Origin of the sequence: Pelagibacterium sp., from assembly GCF_035555455.1 — a bacterium.
GTDB lineage: Bacteria > Pseudomonadota > Alphaproteobacteria > Rhizobiales > Devosiaceae > Pelagibacterium.
The window spans coordinates 14255-30460 of the sequence record NZ_DATMGM010000016.1 but is presented as its reverse complement, the minus strand read 5'-3'; the positions used below and the strand labels follow the sequence as shown (position 1 = coordinate 30460).

General features: G+C 61.4%; 13 protein-coding genes. 6 read left to right on the top strand and 7 right to left on the bottom strand.

Annotation, left to right across the window (positions count from 1 at the left end; genetic code table 11):
- Positions 1–13: 13 nt before the first annotated feature.
- A complete protein-coding gene (locus VNS12_RS02620) occupies positions 14–1303 on the bottom strand; it encodes an adenylosuccinate synthase (protein WP_325486284.1) in 1290 nt (429 codons plus the stop codon).
- A gap of 130 nt (positions 1304–1433) precedes the next feature.
- Here VNS12_RS02620 and VNS12_RS02615 point away from each other — a divergent pair, with 130 nt between their 5' ends.
- The gene (locus VNS12_RS02615; protein WP_325486283.1) at positions 1434–2408 is read left to right on the top strand and encodes a DMT family transporter; all 975 of its coding nucleotides are present in this window, start codon (positions 1434–1436) and stop codon (positions 2406–2408) included.
- Between the two features lie 49 nt (positions 2409–2457).
- Here the strand turns inward: VNS12_RS02615 and serA are convergent, their stop codons facing one another.
- Both serA and VNS12_RS02605 read right to left on the bottom strand, forming a co-directional pair.
- Complete coding sequence (gene serA / locus VNS12_RS02610; protein ID WP_325486282.1) at positions 2458–4047, bottom strand: phosphoglycerate dehydrogenase; 1590 nt, start codon at positions 4045–4047, stop codon at positions 2458–2460.
- A gap of 107 nt (positions 4048–4154) precedes the next feature.
- A complete protein-coding gene (locus tag VNS12_RS02605) occupies positions 4155–5345 on the bottom strand; it encodes a phosphoserine transaminase (protein ID WP_325486281.1) in 1191 nt (396 codons plus the stop codon).
- Positions 5346–5579: 234 nt separating this feature from the next.
- Between VNS12_RS02605 and VNS12_RS02600 the strand changes: the two genes are divergently transcribed.
- The 3 genes from VNS12_RS02600 (at position 5580) to VNS12_RS02590 (ending at position 8810) form a co-directional block, all read left to right on the top strand.
- Positions 5580–6431: a class I SAM-dependent methyltransferase gene (locus VNS12_RS02600; RefSeq protein WP_325486280.1), complete on the top strand. Its 852-nt coding sequence runs from the start codon at positions 5580–5582 to the stop codon at positions 6429–6431.
- 94 nt (positions 6432–6525) lie between these two features.
- Entirely contained in the window at positions 6526–7869 is a 1344-nt protein-coding gene (glmM, locus tag VNS12_RS02595) for a phosphoglucosamine mutase (protein ID WP_325486279.1), read from the top strand.
- A 179-nt stretch (positions 7870–8048) separates the two neighbouring features.
- On the top strand, positions 8049–8810 hold the full coding sequence (locus tag VNS12_RS02590; RefSeq protein WP_325486278.1) for an outer membrane protein: 762 nt from the start codon (positions 8049–8051) through the stop codon (positions 8808–8810).
- Positions 8811–8859: 49 nt separating this feature from the next.
- On the opposite strand, the gene VNS12_RS02585 is transcribed toward VNS12_RS02590, so the two are convergent.
- The gene (locus tag VNS12_RS02585) at positions 8860–10053 is read right to left on the bottom strand and encodes a benzoate/H(+) symporter BenE family transporter (RefSeq protein WP_325486277.1); all 1194 of its coding nucleotides are present in this window, start codon (positions 10051–10053) and stop codon (positions 8860–8862) included.
- Positions 10054–10437: 384 nt separating this feature from the next.
- Between VNS12_RS02585 and VNS12_RS02580 the strand changes: the two genes are divergently transcribed.
- Both VNS12_RS02580 and VNS12_RS02575 read left to right on the top strand, forming a co-directional pair.
- Entirely contained in the window at positions 10438–10563 is a 126-nt protein-coding gene (locus VNS12_RS02580; protein WP_325486276.1) for a hypothetical protein, read from the top strand.
- Positions 10564–10672: 109 nt separating this feature from the next.
- Positions 10673–11785, top strand: a complete 1113-nt coding sequence (locus tag VNS12_RS02575; RefSeq protein WP_325486275.1) for a THUMP domain-containing class I SAM-dependent RNA methyltransferase — start codon at positions 10673–10675, stop codon at positions 11783–11785.
- Between the two features lie 71 nt (positions 11786–11856).
- Here the strand turns inward: VNS12_RS02575 and ftsH are convergent, their stop codons facing one another.
- The 3 genes from ftsH to ybgF form a co-directional block, all read right to left on the bottom strand.
- Positions 11857–13788: an ATP-dependent zinc metalloprotease FtsH gene (gene ftsH, locus VNS12_RS02570; protein ID WP_325486274.1), complete on the bottom strand. Its 1932-nt coding sequence runs from the start codon at positions 13786–13788 to the stop codon at positions 11857–11859.
- A 105-nt stretch (positions 13789–13893) separates the two neighbouring features.
- Positions 13894–15204, bottom strand: coding sequence for a tRNA lysidine(34) synthetase TilS (tilS, locus tag VNS12_RS02565; RefSeq protein ID WP_325486273.1), 1311 nt, complete (start codon positions 15202–15204; stop codon positions 13894–13896).
- Positions 15198–16154 (bottom strand): tol-pal system protein YbgF, encoded by a 957-nt coding sequence (gene ybgF / locus VNS12_RS02560; protein ID WP_325486272.1) that lies wholly within the window; start codon positions 16152–16154, stop codon positions 15198–15200. The genes tilS and ybgF overlap by 7 nt, the downstream gene beginning before the upstream one ends.
- Between the last annotated feature and the right edge of the window lie 52 nt (positions 16155–16206).

The window sequence follows — 16206 nt, the reverse complement described above, 5'->3', positions numbered from 1 at the left end:
TAAACAAGAAAACTCAATCTTGGAACGGGTCCTGGACCAGAATTGTGTCTTCACGCTCAGGACTGGTGGAAAGCATGGCCACCGGCGCGCCGATAAGTTCTTCGATATGGCGCACATATTTGACCGCCTGGGCCGGCAAATCCGCCCAGCTGCGAGCCCCCGCCGTGGTGTCTTTCCAGCCTTCCAGCGTTTCATAAATTGGCTTGACTCGACTTTGTGCTCCCATTGAGGCAGGCAGGTAGTCGATCCTCTCGCCATCAAGCTCATAGGCAACGCAGACCTTGATTTCGTCCATCCCGTCGAGGACGTCGAGCTTGGTCAGCGCGATGCCGTGAATGCCCGAGGTCCGCACCGTCTGGCGCACGATCACCGCGTCGAACCAGCCGCAACGCCGCTTGCGCCCGGTCACAACGCCGAATTCATTGCCCTTCTCGCCAAGGAACTGCCCGATCTCATTGTCCTGCTCCGTCGGGAACGGCCCTTCGCCCACTCTTGTTGTATAGGCCTTGGTGATCCCCAGCACGTAGTCGATAGCCGCGGGCCCCAAGCCCGACCCGGGCGCCGCCTGTCCGGCCACCGTGTTCGATGAGGTCACGAACGGATAGGTGCCATGATCGTTATCGAGCAGCGCACCCTGCGCTCCTTCAAACAGGATGCGCTCGCCACGCCGCCGCCGTACATCGAGCAGTTCCCACACCCGGTCCATAAAGGGCAGGATCTGGTCGGCAACCTGCAAAAGCTCCTGATGGATAGCTTGTGCCGAAATCTCCGGCGCACCAATTCCACGGCGCAGGGCATTGTGGTGGGTGAGCAACCGTTCGATCTTGTCCATCAGCGTTTCGGGCTCGGCCAGATCACACACGCGGATCGCACGCCGCCCCACCTTGTCCTCATAGGCGGGACCGATGCCGCGCCGCGTCGTGCCAATCTTGAGCCCGGAATTGGAATCCTCGCGCAGCGCGTCCAGTTCGCGGTGCAGCGACAGGATCAGGGGTGCGTTTTCGGCAACGCGCAGGACCTCGGGCGTCACCGAGACGCCCTGCCCGGCCAGTTTTTCGATCTCGGCGACGAAATGGTGCGGGTCCACCACAACCCCGTTGCCGATCACCGAAAACTTGCCGCGCACCAGCCCTGAGGGCAACAGCGAGAGCTTGTAGCTGACCCCATCGATAACCAGCGTGTGGCCGGCATTGTGGCCGCCCTGATAGCGCACAACCACATCGGCGCGCTCGGACAGCCAGTCAACGATCTTGCCTTTGCCTTCGTCGCCCCACTGCGAGCCGACCACCACAACATTCGCCATTTACGCCTAGTTCCTTTTTTCCGTCACGCCCGCGCCGCCGTGGCTCTCCGCACTGGCCGGGCCGCTATTGGCCATTCACCCGGGGCCGAAACGCTGATAAGTCCGTGTTCTATAAAGTACAAGGCCCGTTATGACAAAGACTACGCCCACTTCCGCTCCGACGAGCGCCTTTTCCTGGCTCGCGCGCCAGCCCTATATGCTTTTGACGCTGTCGGCGCTGTTCTGGGGCGGAAATATCATTGCTGGAAAATACGCGATCGGCGAACTCGATCCATACGCGCTTTCCGCTATGCGCTGGATCGCGGCCTTCGTCATCATCCTGCCCTTTGCCTGGTCCGAACTGCGTTCGCAGTGGGGTGAAATCCGCCGCGGCCTCGGCTGGCTGGTGTTTTATGGCGTCGTCGGCTTCACCAGCTTCAATGCCCTGCTCTACGGCGCAACCACCTTCACCGCTGCCGTTAACGTCGCCATGATCCAGGCCGCGATCCCGGTGCTGGTGATGATCGGCAATTTCCTGATCTTCCGCGTCCGGGCATCATCGCTCCATGTCATAGGCGTGGTTCTCACCATTTATGGGGTCATCCACGTGGCCAGCCATGGCGCGCCGCTGCGGCTGTTCGGCCTTGATCTCAACATCGGCGACGCCATGATGCTCGGTGCGTCCCTGCTCTATGCGCTGCATTCGCTTTTGCTGCGCTACAAGCCGCGCATCGGCTGGATGAGCTTTATCGCCGTCACCAGCTTTTTTGCCGCACTCTCCGCTCTGGTCTATCAGTTCCTGTTTTCCACCGGCTTCTCGGGTCTTGCCTCCTCGGTCGCCGTCATGAGTTGGCGCGGGTGGCTGGTGGTCGCTTATGTCGCACTGCTTCCCTCCATCGTTGCCCAGATGACCTACGCGCAGGGCGTCGAATTGATCGGACCCAACCGCGCCAGCCTGTTCATCAACCTGATCCCCGTGGTTGGCGCAGTGCTCGCCGTGCTCATGCTGGGCGAAAGCCTTGAGACCTTCCACATCATTGCGGCGGCGTTCATCGTCGCGGGCATCGGCCTTGCCGAATACGCCGCCCGCCGCAATCTCCAGACTATCCTCAAGCCCCAGCCATGAAAAAGGCCGGCATTTCTGCCGGCCTTCCTGATCTGAGCGAGATCAGAGATCAAACGGTGAAAACCAGGCGCTTGGCCTGAACCACGCCTTCGAGTTCGCTGATCTTGGCCAGTTGTTCGTCGGACAACCGGCTGTCGATCGACACCAGGGCGATCGCATCCTTGCCTTCTTCGAGGCGGCCGAGGTTGAAGTTGGCAATGTTGATGCCAAGCTGGCCCATCAGCGTACCGAACCGGCCAATGAAACCGGGCTTGTCCTCGTTGGTGACGTAGAGCATGTCCTCGGTCAATTCGGCTTCGAGCGTGATCCCCTTGATCTCAACGATCCGCGGCGCCTTCGAACCATAGACCGTTCCGGCCACGCTGCGTTCCTGCCGCTCGGTAACGACCGTGAGACGGATCAGGTTATCATAGGCCCCGACCTGCTCGCGATTGACGGTTTCCACGGCAATGCCGCGTTCCTTGGCCTGGGCCGGAGCCGAAACCATGTTCACGTCGCCCAGCAACGGCTTGAGCACGCCATTGAGCGCTGCCGCCACCATCGGGCGCGTATTGAGCGCGGAGACATCACCCTCGAACTCGATGCGAATGCCCTTGATGCCGGTTTCTGTAAGTTGACCGGCAAACGACCCCAACAGTTCGGAAAGTTTGACGAATGGCGTCAATCTTGGGGCTTCTTCCGCCGAAATCGACGGGAAGTTCAGCGCATTGGTGATCTCGCCACTCGTCAGATAGGCCGCAATCTGCTCGGCAACCTGCAACGCCACGTTCTCCTGCGCTTCCGTGGTCGACGCGCCAAGATGCGGCGTGCAGATCACATTGGGCACATCGAACAACGGATTGTCCTTGGCCGGCTCTTCGAGGAACACGTCGAGCGCCGCACCAGCGACCTTGCCCGCTTCGAGGGCATCCTTGAGCGCTGCTTCGTCGATCAGGCCGCCGCGGGCACAGTTGATGATCCGCACCCCGTCCTTCATTTTTGCGAACGCAGCCGCATTGAGGATGTTGCGTGTCGCATCGATCAGCGGCGTGTGGAGGGTGATGAAATCGGCGCGCGCCAGGAGATCATCGAGTTCAACCTTTTCCACGCCCAGGTCAACGGCCCGTTCGGGGGTCAGGAAAGGATCGTAGGCAATCACTTTCATGCGCAGCCCATGGGCGCGGTCGGCAACGATGGAACCGATATTACCGCAGCCGATCAGGCCGAGCACTTTGTTGGTCACCTCGACACCCATGAAGCGGTTCTTTTCCCACTTGGAGGCACGGGTCGACGCGTCGGCTTCGGGAATCTGGCGCGCCAGCGCCAGCATCATCGAAATGGCGTGCTCCGCCGTGGTGATCGAGTTTCCGAACGGCGTGTTCATGACGATCACGCCCTTGGCGGTCGCCGCCGGAATGTCGACATTGTCCACGCCGATCCCGGCGCGCCCGATCACCTTGAGATTGTCGGCCTTGGCCAAAATCTTGTCGGTCACCTTGGTCGCCGAGCGAATGGCAAGACCGTCATACTGTCCAATGATTTCGGCCAGCTTGTCCTTGTCCTTGCCGACATCGGGAAGATAGTCGACCTCGACTCCATTACGCTTGAAAATCTCGATCGCCGCCGGGCTGATCTTGTCCGAAACGAGTACCTTGGGCATAGCGCCCTCCATGAATGAGATGTCTTGAGGTTGGCTGCCGGCCCGTTACCCTTCTATTCAAGGTGAGCCGGCAGAACCGAGTACGGATGTAAGGCGTCAGCGGTGGCTCAGGCGGCCAGCGCTGCCTTCTTTTCCTCGGCGAAAGCCCAGTCGAGCCACGGCGTCAGGGCCACGAGGTCAGCGGTCTCAACTGTCGATCCGCACCAGATGCGAAAGCCGCTTGGGGCGTCGCGATAGGCACCGATGTCATAGGCGACGCCTTCCTTATCGAGACGGGCAACGATCGCCTTGGCGAGTTTCGCCTGAGCTTCCTCAGGAAGCGCCGTCACTTCAGGGTCGACAATCTTGAGGCACACCGAAGTGTTGGACCGCACGGCGGGATCAGCGGCGAGAAAATCGACCCACGCCGTCTTTGCCACCCAGTCGGCAATCGCCTTGGCATTGGCGTCAGCCCGCGCCTGCAGGCCCTTGAGCCCGCCAACTTCAAGACCCCATTCCATCGCGTCCACGGCGTCTTCGACACAAATCATCGAAACCGTGTTGATGGTCGCGCCTTCAAAGATGTCCGCCATCAGCTTTCCGCCCTTGGTCAGACGGAAAATTTTCGGCAAGGGACGGTTTTCCGGAACAAAGCTTTCCAGCCGTTCCACCGCACGCGGCGACAGGATCAGGATGCCATGCGCGGCTTCCCCGCCCAGCGCCTTCTGCCAGGAGAACGTCACCACATCGAGCTTGGAGAAATCCATGTCCTGCGCGAAGGCCGAGGACGTGGCATCGCAGATGGTCAGCCCTTCGCGGTCATCTGGAATCCAGTCGCCATTCGGCACGCGGACACCCGAGGTCGTACCGTTCCAGGTGAATACCACGTCCCGCGAAAAATCGACCTGGGCAAGATCGGGCAGCTCGCCATACTCGGCCTTGAGCACGCGCACATCATCCAGCTTCAACTGCTTTTGAACGTCTGTGACCCAGCCGGCCCCGAACGATTCCCATGTCAGCATGTCGACGCCCCGGGCTCCCAACATGCCCCAAAGCGCCATTTCCACGGCTCCGGTATCGGAGCCCGGAACAATGCCGATCAGATAGTCGGCGGGAACTTCCAGCAATTCGCGCGTCAGATTGATCGCGCGCTGGATACGGGCCTTGGCCGGCTTGGCCCTGTGGGACCGCCCCACCAGCGCGCCAGCAAGCGCTTCGACCGTCCACCCGGGACGCTTCGCGCAAGGACCTGAAGAAAAATTGGGATTGGCCGGACGCACGTCCGGGAGTGCGGCGGTGGCCGCTTGAATATCTGTCATGTTGCTCCATCCTTCCAGATGGGTCGTCCCTCGTTGGGGAGGAATGGCCCACCTGGGGCGATATAGAAGGCGGCCCTGTTTGACAAGGGGCGGAAGGTAAAGAGGTGTAGCCATAAGCAAAAATCGCAGTCGAACCCTCGCAATGGCCCGATTGGAAGGCCCGGTGTGCACGGGCGTACTTGTCAGAACCGACGCCCTTGACTACCCAAGGGAACCATCGACGAGGAGCGACACGTGGCGAGGATCGATACCAAGACTGAAGGGCTGGACCTTTATGTCCATGTGGCCAAAACTTTTGCGGACAGCCCATGGCTGCATTACGGCTTGTGGGAGCCGGATGAGCGCCCCAACATTCCCCAGCTCCGCATGGCTCAGGAGCGCTATGTCGACAAGCTTCTCGCCCTGATCCCGCCGGCTCCCGCGCGTCTTCTCGATATCGGCGGCGGAACCGGCGAACTTGCCAAGGTCTTGATCGACAAGGGCTATACCGTTTCTATGATTACCCCGAGCCACCTGCAGGCTGAGGTCGCCGCCGAAAAGCTCGGCCCGAACGCAAAAGTGCATGAAACCAGGTTCGAGGACTTCACCGAGGTCGGCCCGTTCGATATCTGCCTGTTCTCGGAAAGCTTCCAATATGTCGATCTGGACGTGAGCCTCGACAAGCTGAGCGCGATTCTCGCACCGGGCGGGCGAATCATCATTGCCGACTGTTTCCGCGCCGATGCCTATCAAGGCGACCGGCAGCCCGGAGGCGGTCACCGCTACAGCGTCTTTACCGAGGCGGTTGAACGGCACGGCTTCCGCATCGTCGAAAACGAAGACGTAACGCTTGCCGCTGCCCAAAGCATGGCCATCGATCAGAACGTCTATCGGGGTTTCGTCGCTCCCGCCGTCGAGCAGATTCGCGGGCTGCTGGAAGGCAAGCGCCCTGTTCTTTATTGGTTCGCGACCATGGCCTACAAACTGTTCGTCCCCGCCTCCGAGCGCGAGAACATCGTGGCGCGGCTCAAGGCGGACTATCGGTCTCCCGAAGCATTTGCCGCAGTCAACACCTATCGCTTTCTGACCCTGGAGCGCACGGCCTGACCTACCGGTTTACCGCGACCCGGGGTTTGCCTTTTTTTTGTACCCGGGCGGGTATATTCATTGATGTCTTGTTGAGGCTTCCGGGAACATGTCTATGGCTCGTAAATATTTCGGCACCGATGGAATTCGCGGCCTGGCCAACGGCTCGAAACTCACGCCTGAACTCGCCCTGCGCGTCGGCATGGCAACCGGTCTGGCCTTCAAGCGCGGCGACTATACGCACCGGGTGGTGATCGGCAAGGATACGCGACGCTCCGGCTATATGATCGAGAACGCCCTCACCGCCGGATTTACCGCCGTCGGCATGGACGTGCTATTGCTCGGCCCGATGCCCACTCCAGCCGTGGCGATGTTGACGCGTTCGCTGCGAGCCGATGTGGGCGTGATGATCTCGGCCTCGCACAATCAGTTCGATGACAATGGCATCAAGCTTTTCCGTCCCGACGGCTACAAGCTCTCCGACAGCTTCGAAACGGAGATCGAGAACCTGATCGATGCCGATCTGTCCGCGCGCCTGGCCCGAGGCAAGAGGATAGGTCGGGCGCGGCGCGTGGAAGAAGCGCGCACCCGTTATGTCGAATATGCCAAGCGGACCCTGCCGCGCGATATCGATTTCACCGGCCTGCGGGTGGTGGTCGATTGCGCCAACGGCGCCGCCTATAAAACCGCCCCGGAAGTCCTGTGGGAGCTTGGGGCCGAGGTAATCTCGATCGGGGTCTCCCCAGATGGTTTCAACATCAATGATGGCTGTGGGTCGACTGCGCCCGGCGCGCTGATCGAAAAGGTGAAAGAACTGCGCGCCGATATCGGTATCGCGCTTGATGGCGATGCCGATCGCGTTCTGATCGTCGATGAAGAGGGCAACAAGGTCGATGGCGACCAGTTGATGGCGGTCATCGGCTCGTCCTGGCATGAGCGCGGCATGCTTGAAGGTGGCGGGGTCGTCGCGACGGTGATGTCCAATCTTGGGCTCCAGCGCTACCTCGAAAACATGGGCCTTCTGCTCGAACGCACCAAGGTGGGCGATCGCTACGTGCTGGAGACAATGCGGGGCAAGGGGTACAACGTCGGCGGCGAACAATCGGGGCACATCATCCTGTCCGATTTCACCACCACCGGCGATGGCCTGGTGGCCGCCCTGCAACTGCTTGCGGTCGTCAAGCAGGAGGGAAAACCCGTCTCGGAAGTCTGCCACCGCTTCGAGCCGGTACCGCAACTGCTCCAGAATGTGCGCTACCGGCGCGGCAAGCCGCTTGAGGACAAGTCGGTGCGCGATCTGATCGCCGAAGCCGAAATCCGCCTGGGGGCATCCGGCCGCCTGTTGATCCGCGAGTCGGGGACTGAACCCGTGATCCGCGTGATGGGTGAAGGCGATGATGCCGCGCTGATCTCGCAGGTGGTCAATGAAATCGCCACCGCCATCGGCAAAGTAGCCTAAGAGTCGAAACCCAATTCGGAAGCGCGACACACACGCAATTGGAGCACCTCATCTGCCTCAATCAGATCAGATTGCTCCAAAAAACCGACATTCAGGCATAATGCGCAGGGTTAAGCGGGTTTTAAGGAACTTTCCCTAAGTTTAGATCAATTCGACATATTGATCCGCTTGGGGAACACATGAGAAAACTGGCAGTTTCAGTTGCCCTGGGGGCAGCGGCATTGGTATCGACGGCAGCGCTCGCCGCAGATCCTATCTCCTTCAACTATCCGGTCTATAAGGACTACATCCCCCCTTATATCCCCCCGGTGGATCAGGGCCTCAAGGGTTCGTTCTATCTGCGCGGCAGTCTGGGCGGAAACATGTTGTGGGCCAAGGAAGTCCGCCATCCCAACGCAAATCCCGATCGCTTCGACACCGACGCGCTCGGCTGGGGCTACAGTGCCGGTATCGGTGCGGGCTTTGAAACCGGCACCGGCCTGCGTTTCGACGTGACCGTCGATCACCTGCAAAATGAAGGCCTGCGCATCACCAAGACGACTCCTCCGTCGGCCGCCTCAGACGCCGGCCCCTACACCCTCAATCTGCGCTCGACCCTCGCCCTCGCCAACGTCTATTACGACTTCGGCCTTGGCGATATGGGCCTGTCTGCTGCCGGTGGTGCCTTTGGCTATGTCGGCGCGGGCGCGGGTATTGCCTTCAACAGCTCCTCGGTGTCCTACCCCTCGGGCGCGTCTCCGATTCCGGATGGTTCCAACACTAGCTTTGCGGCTGCGGCCATGGTCGGCGCTGGCTATGATTTCGGAGCGGTGGTCGCCGATCTGGGCTATCGCGGCATCTACATCAACGGCATCGAAAACTCTGGCGCGACGGTCAATCACTATTCGATCGACAACGCCCTCATCCATGAGCTGCGTGCCACGGTTCGCTATCGTTTCTGAGCCAAAAATATCCTGATCTGAAAAGGCGGCCTGTGATGGGCCGCCTTTTTTATTTTGGAGCGTTTTTCCACAGCATATGGACTGCCCCACCCGCAACGAGGCCCCAAAACGCCGCCCCGATGCCGAACAGGGTGAGACCCGACGCCGCGATGATGAAGGTCAGAACGGCGGGCAGCCGGAACCGTTCGCTCGATACCGCCCCCAGCAAGGCACCAGCCAGCGCGCTGATGAGCGCCAGCCCGGCCACCGCTTCGATCAGCAGCGGCGGCGCTGCAGAAATAAACGCCGCGGCAGCGCCCGCACCGATGGCCAGCAGCACATAGGTGACGCCCCCGGCCATGGCCGCGATATAACGCTTGGCGGTATCGGGATGCGCCTCGGGACCGGCACAAAGCGCCGCGGTGATGGCGGCAAGGTTGATCAGGTGCCCGCCGAACAGCGCGCCCACGGCGCTCACTGCCCCCGTGGACACAAACACCGGGCTTGGGTCTGGTTCATACCCATTGGCCCGTAGCACCGCCATGCCGGGAATGTTCTGTGACGCCATGGTCACCACAAACAACGGGATGGAAATCCCGATCACAGCATCGAGATTGAGTGTCGGGGAAACAAATATCGGACGGGGCCAGGCGTCGGTGAACAGACCCGCAGGCAGGTCAGTCGAAATGGCGATCATGATCGCAGCCACCGCCACCGCCGCCGGAACGGCCCAGACCCGTGCAAAGCGCAGCAAAACCGCCCAGGTCAAAACCACCGGCAGCGCCAGCATCGGCAGTTCGGCCACGGCTTGCACGGGCGCGAGACAGAGATTGAACAATATCCCCGCCAGCATCGCACTGGCGAGGGGCATCGGAATTGCCGCAATCGCCCGCCCGAAGGGCCGCCACAGCCCTGAAACGACGACGAGAAGCCCCGCAACGATGAAGGCACCGACCGCTGCCGAGAACCCGCCCTCCACCGGGCCGGTCGAGATCAGCAAGGCAGCGCCGGGCGTCGACCACGCTATGGCCAGCGGCATCCTGAACCGGAAGCTGAGCACAATCCCCACCAGACCCATGACGAGGGTGAGGATGAACAGCCCCGAAGCGGCCTCGCCCTGGCTCGCGCCAACGGCATCGAGCCCCTGCAAAACGATGGCGAACGAACTCGCAAACCCGACGATGGACGCAAGAATGCCCGAAAAGACCGGCTGGAAAAAAGCGGTCGACTGCGAGGCAGCTGCAGCTTGAATATGGTCGGTCATCAAGAGCCCTGACGCAAAGAACGATCAGCGCTGTCTATAAGCCATCTGGAGAAAACGGTCACCCACGCGCCCCACCTGCCCACCTGCCTTATCCGCGCCACTTTCCACGAAGGTCAGAAAGCACCGAAATTACCTTATCCTGTTGATCTGCATTGCAATTTCCCATGATCACATTTTCGTCATCGTCGGTCCCCAGTCTTTGCAGGTCAAATCAATGCCGCTCGTCCGGAAGGGAACGTTTCCTGTGATCGGCCATTTGTTTGTCGAGAGCGGTTCCAAAAACTGAGCCGGCATTCCGGTTCGGAAGCGCGATAAAACAAGGAGTTAGAGCGCCTGATCTGATTGAGAGATCAGGAATGGCTCTAGGAGATAAGGAGAATCCCAATGCGTAAATTGCTTGCTCTTCTGGCTCTGCCTTTGATGTTGGCTCTGGCCGCCTGCGACATGCCCCCGCCGGAAGATGGTGGCGTGGCTCCGGCTGATCCGGGTGTCACCACACCGATGCAATAGGCCACACATTATTTTCCACGATTCCGGGGGCGCTGCCATGGTGCCCTCGGCCCGTTGCTCAAAACCATAATTCATTCGCCTCTCGCACAGCTTCCGTCTATGCAGGCGCATGGATACCAAACCGCTCGCCATTTTCCTCGTCGCCACCCCGGGGCTGGAAAAGCCCCTCTGTGCCGAAGCCAAATCTCTGGGTTTTGCCGATCCTCGCCCGGTCCAGGGCGGGGTCGAGCTGACGGGTGACTGGCCCGATGTCTGGCGGGCCAATTTAGAGCTGCGCGGGGCCGGACGGGTTCTGGTGCGGATTGCAAGCTTTCGCGTCAACCATCTCGCCCAGCTTGACCGGCGTGCCCGTCAGGTGGAGTGGGGCGCGGTACTGCGCAAAGACGTTCCGATCCGGGTTGAAGCCAGCTGCCGCAAATCGAGAATCTATCATTCCGGCGCAGCCGCTGAGCGCGTCGAGCGCGCCATTGCCGAGGACCTCGGCGCGCCTTTGTCCCCTGATGCTGCTGTTCGGGTGCTCGTTCGGATCGACACCGACGTGTGCACCATCAGTGTCGACACATCCGGCGAAGGCCTCCACCGGCGCGGCCATAAGCAGGAGGTCAACCGGGCGCCCATGCGCGAAACCCTTGCGGCCCTGTTTCTGCGCCAATGCGGTTTTGATGGCACTGAGCCGATCCTCGATCCCATGTGCGGCTCGGGTACGTTCGTCATCGAGGCTGCCGAAATCGCCCTTGGGCTATCACCGGGACGGGCACGAGGATTTGCGTTCGAGCAATTGGCAAGCTTTGATCCCGCACGCTGGGCGGCGATGAAACAGCCAACCGCCAGCAAGACCACGCCCTTTCTCTTTTTCGGCAGTGATCGCGACGCCGGTGCAATCCGCATGAGCACAGCCAATGCCGAGCGCGCCGGGGTAGCGTCGGTCACCCGCTTTACCCAAACTGGCGTGGAAACGCTGGAACGGCCACAGGGGCCTCCCGGCCTGATCATCGTCAATCCGCCCTATGGCGCGCGCATCGGAGATCGCAAGGGCCTCTATCCGCTTTATGGCGCGCTGGGCCGCTCGCTTTCGAGCCGTTTTTCGGGCTGGCGGGTCGGGCTGGTCACGGCGGATAAAACGCTGGCCGCGGCCACCAGCCTGCCCTTCGGCAAACCCGGCGACAGCGTTGACAACAATGGCATCCGGATCGCGCTTTATCGCACCGCTCCCTTGCCGTGAGGTCTAGCCGCGCACCAAACAAAAAGGGCTGCCCGAAGGCAGCCCTTTGATCTTTACGCAAGGCGATTGGCTCAAGTGCCAGGCTGCGGTTCCAGACCCGCCTCGCCCTGATCGTCGCTGCGCTTCTTATGCGCCTTCCCGGCCTTAGGAACGCCGGTCGACTTGGGCGTGTTGTCGCTATCGGCGTCACGCACCGGCTGCTTGCCCTCCATGAGGTCACGCAATTCGTCCCCGGTCAGCGTTTCATATTCGAGCAGGGCCTGAGCAATCCCCTCGAATTGATCGATATTTTCCCGGATCAGCTCACGAGCCGTCCGTTCCCCATCCTCGATCAATGTCCGGACTTCCTCGTCGATCAGCTTGGCCGTTTCATCGGACATGTGCTGGGACTGGGTCACCGAATGGCCAAGGAACACTTCCTGGTCGTTGGAGCGGTAGCGGACACGACCGAGCTTTTCGCTCATGCCCCATTCCATGATCATGGAGCGGGCCAGATTGGTTGCCATCTGGATGTCACCGGACGCACCCGACGTCACCTTTTCCGGACCGAACTTGTAGATTTCGGCCTCGCGCCCACCGAACAGCATGGCAAGCTGCGCCACCGCCTTTTCGCGGCTGAACGAATAGGTGTCCTTTTCAGGCAGCGTCATCACCATGCCCAGCGCTCGGCCGCGCGGGATGATCGTTGCCTTGTGGATGGGATCGAGCTTGCCGCTGAACTTGAGGTTGATCAAGGCGTGACCGGCCTCATGATAGGCGGTGAGTTTTTTCTCGCTATCGGTCATGGCCATGGTCCGGCGCTCAGCGCCCATCAGGATCTTGTCCTTGGCATCCTCGAACTCCGCATGGGTCACGAACCGCTTGTTGCGGCGGGCCGCCAGAAGCGCTGCTTCATTGACGAGATTCATCAGGTCAGCACCCGAAAAGCCGGGTGTACCGCGCGCCAGCACCTTGAGGTCGACGTCCGGAGCCAGCGGCACCTTGCGCACGTGCACCTTGAGGATGCGCTCGCGCCCGCCAACGTCAGGATTGGGCACAACGACCTGGCGGTCGAAACGGCCCGGACGCAGCAGCGCCGGATCGAGAACGTCGGGACGGTTGGTGGCAGCGATCAGGATGATGCCTTCATTGGCCTCGAACCCGTCCATTTCCACCAGCAGCTGGTTCAGGGTCTGCTCGCGCTCGTCATTTCCGCCGCCAAGACCCGCACCGCGCTGACGTCCGACAGCGTCGATTTCGTCAATGAAGATGATGCACGGGGCATTCTTCTTGGCCTGCTCGAACATGTCGCGCACCCGCGACGCACCGACACCGACGAACATTTCCACGAAGTCCGAACCCGAAATGGTAAAGAACGGAACATTGGCTTCGCCCGCAACCGACCGGGCCAGCAAGGTCTTACCGGTACCCGGAGGGCCAACCAGCAACACGCCGCGCGGAATGCGCCCGCCGAGCCGCTGGAACTTGCCGGGATCGCGCAGGAATTCCACGATCTCCTCAAGGTCCTGCTTGGCTTCCTCGACGCCCGCCACGTCCTCAAACGTGACCTTGCCCGACGATTCGGTGAGCATCTTGGCCCGGCTCTTTCCGAACCCCATGGCTCCGCCACGGCCCCCGCCCTGCATCTGCCGGATGAAGAAGAACCACACAGCGATCAGGACGATAAAGGGCAGCCAGCTCGACAGCAGGATCGACCAGAATGGCGAGCCTTCCGGCGCACGCGCCGTGATCGAAACGCCGTGATCTTCCAGCCGCTCGACCACGTTGGCCCCAGCGGGGATGGTCACCTCAAAGCGGGTGCCCTCATTGGTCCTGCCCTGGACGGTATTGTCGATGATGGTGACTTCAGCGACACGGCCATTATCGATATCGGTAACGAACTGGCTGTAGGTACGCTCGATCGTGGATACCGTCCGGCTGGAGGACTGGAACACCTGGAACAGGCCCAGCAGCATGAATAGGATCACCAGCCAGATGGCCAAGTTGCGAAAATTTCCGTTCATCAATCCTGTCCTGATCGGGCCTGGCCCGCGGGTTTCAACGGACCCGGCGAAGGGATCCGCACGACACATGTGTGCCTTTGATCGTTGACGCCGAATGTAAGGCGGTCATTCGGGCGATACAAGGGCGGCTGCCCCCGTAGATGTCCGATTGCGGCAGCTTCGCAAGGATGAGGTTAACGTCGGCTGGCTGACGGCAACTCCGTCCCCCACTACATGTGCGCCGATGGCAAGAATAGTGCCGTCAGGGGTGGAAATGACGGGTGCTGCCCGCAGCGCCGCCACCGGGCCGGACAACTCCCCACCGACACTGGCCTTGTACTGCGCCCGTGTCAGGTCGGCGCCCGGCGCGATCACGACGGGAACAGACGCGGCGATGTCAAACCGCCCATCCCAAAAACACCGCTCACCCGCAGCCAGATGCCGCAGCGCCACATTCATGCGGCCAGCTTCACGAGAGACCATCACGCCATTGTCATTGGCGACCAGCGAGGCTCCCGCAAGCGTTGCAGCAAAGGATTTCTCCTCAGCCAAACGCCCCGCCAGCGCCTCGATGCTTGCCAGCGCGTCGCAACGCTGGCCCGACGCGATTTCGATCATCCGCCCGATCACCCGAACGATGATTTCCGCATCGGCTTGCTCAAGCGCCGCCCGGTCCACCCGCACGATACCCAAGCTGTCGAGGGAAAGATGCTTTGCGATGAACTGATCGACGAGCCTTTCAGCCAACCCATCGATCCGACGCGCCCGGCGCGCGACCAGCGCCAGCGCCGCTTCATCAAGCCCCAAGGCCGCAAACTCCGGCAGTGCTTGGCGCCACCGCACGCGCTCATATGCCGGATCGGCATTTGAAGGATCGACCGCCGGGGACAGACCCGCCTGTTGCACAAGGTCAAAAAGAGTCTCGGCAGGTACGTCCAGTAAGGGGCGGAAGATGTTGACCCCGTCCACGCAGGAAAACGGGTGCATCGCCCCCAGTCCTGTTGTCCCGCTGCCCCTTGCAAGCCGCATGAGCACCGTTTCCGCCTGATCGCGCTGGTGATGCGCGGTCAGCAGCACCTGCGCGCTGTCCGCCCGCATCGCGTCCCCGATCAGCCGATACCGTGCCGCGCGCGCTTCCTGCTGCCGGCGGGTCTGGAACCGGGAGCCGTCCCAGTGCAACGCGCGTGCCTCAAGGCCGAGCCGGCCGGCTTCGCACATAACCATCTCCGCCTCGTCTTTCGCTTCGGAACGCAGGCCGTGATCGAGCGTATAGACAATGGCACGGGGTTTTGTTCCGGACGGCATCCAGCGGGCATAGAGCAGCATCAATGCCAAAGAATCGGCCCCGCCCGATATGGCGAGGCCGATTGTATGCAGGTGAGCGATCGGCGCGAACAGCGCCGCAGGATCAAGCGCTGGCTCGTCGGGGATCAGCACCCGGCTCGGGCCTGCTCCGCCGCGACACGATCCCGGAAAGCGGCTGTCGAATCCCTGTAGCGGCGCAGCACCTCGCTATAGGTGCGGCAGGCCGTGTCGAACTCACCCGCGCCGTGCAGTGCGATGCCCAGATTGAACAGCAGGTCCGGTGCCCGCGTCGAGGTCGGATAGCGCTCGAAGGCTCCCAGCAGCACTTCGGCTGCCTCGCCATACTCCTCGCGCTTGATCAGCGTCTCCCCCAGCCAGTAGGTCGCATCCGGCGCCTGCTGATGATCGGGGAAGCTTTCGACGAACTGGCGGAACTGGTTTTCGGCAAACGCATACTCGCCGCGCACCACGGCGTCATAACCGGCCTGATACTGGGCATTGGCGTCGCCATCGTTGAGGGGAACGGCGTTCGGATCAAAGCTCAGATCGAGCGGCTGCGAAGGCGGGGTCGCGCCCAACGCACCTTCCGGCGGCCCGAGCACGACACCCTGCTCGCCGAACACGTCCCGGGCGTAAAGATTATCCTCTCCGCCCAGCTGTTCCTCTCCGATAAGATCGGAATCGCCGACCAGCGGATCGATGACCGTCGGCACTCCGGCCTGGCTCATGTCTGGTGTTTCCTGCGGTAACCGCTCGGCTGGCATCACGCCTCCGGATTGGGTTACCGCATCAGTTTCCCCCAGGCCACCGCCTTCCAGCTGCTGGAACCGGAATTCGTTATCTTCCTGCATCCGCTCCAGAAGGCTTTGCAACTGGGTAAGCTGGAACTGCAGCCCTTCGATCTGGCCGGAATTGACCCGGGCCAATTCTTCAAGCTGATCCATGCGGACCTGAAGCGAGGCGAGGTCATTGCCCTGTCCCTGCCCGGTCATCGTCATGCTCAAGGTAAGTAGTCCGGCGGTCGCTGCGATGACGGCCCCATGCCGCCACCGCGCCGCCAGTGTCCGCAAAAGTCTCGACACGGCAATCACTCCTGTTACGCGCTTCCGTCACCGACGCGAAACGCGCAGTTTT

Bases quoted from the DNA above. Each gene is read 5' to 3' on its own strand.
- VNS12_RS02620 (WP_325486284.1), bottom strand. From the start codon at position 1,303: ATGGCGAATGTTGTGGTGGTCGGCTCGCAGTGGGGCGACGAAGGCAAA.
- VNS12_RS02615 (WP_325486283.1), top strand. From the start codon at position 1,434: ATGACAAAGACTACGCCCACTTCCGCTCCGACGAGCGCCTTTTCCTGG.
- serA (WP_325486282.1), bottom strand. From the start codon at position 4,047: ATGCCCAAGGTACTCGTTTCGGACAAGATCAGCCCGGCGGCGATCGAG.
- VNS12_RS02605 (WP_325486281.1), bottom strand. From the start codon at position 5,345: ATGACAGATATTCAAGCGGCCACCGCCGCACTCCCGGACGTGCGTCCG.
- glmM (WP_325486279.1), top strand. From the start codon at position 6,526: ATGGCTCGTAAATATTTCGGCACCGATGGAATTCGCGGCCTGGCCAAC.
- VNS12_RS02590 (WP_325486278.1), top strand. From the start codon at position 8,049: ATGAGAAAACTGGCAGTTTCAGTTGCCCTGGGGGCAGCGGCATTGGTA.
- VNS12_RS02585 (WP_325486277.1), bottom strand. From the start codon at position 10,053: ATGACCGACCATATTCAAGCTGCAGCTGCCTCGCAGTCGACCGCTTTT.
- VNS12_RS02580 (WP_325486276.1), top strand. From the start codon at position 10,438: ATGCGTAAATTGCTTGCTCTTCTGGCTCTGCCTTTGATGTTGGCTCTG.
- VNS12_RS02575 (WP_325486275.1), top strand. From the start codon at position 10,673: ATGGATACCAAACCGCTCGCCATTTTCCTCGTCGCCACCCCGGGGCTG.
- ftsH (WP_325486274.1), bottom strand. From the start codon at position 13,788: ATGAACGGAAATTTTCGCAACTTGGCCATCTGGCTGGTGATCCTATTC.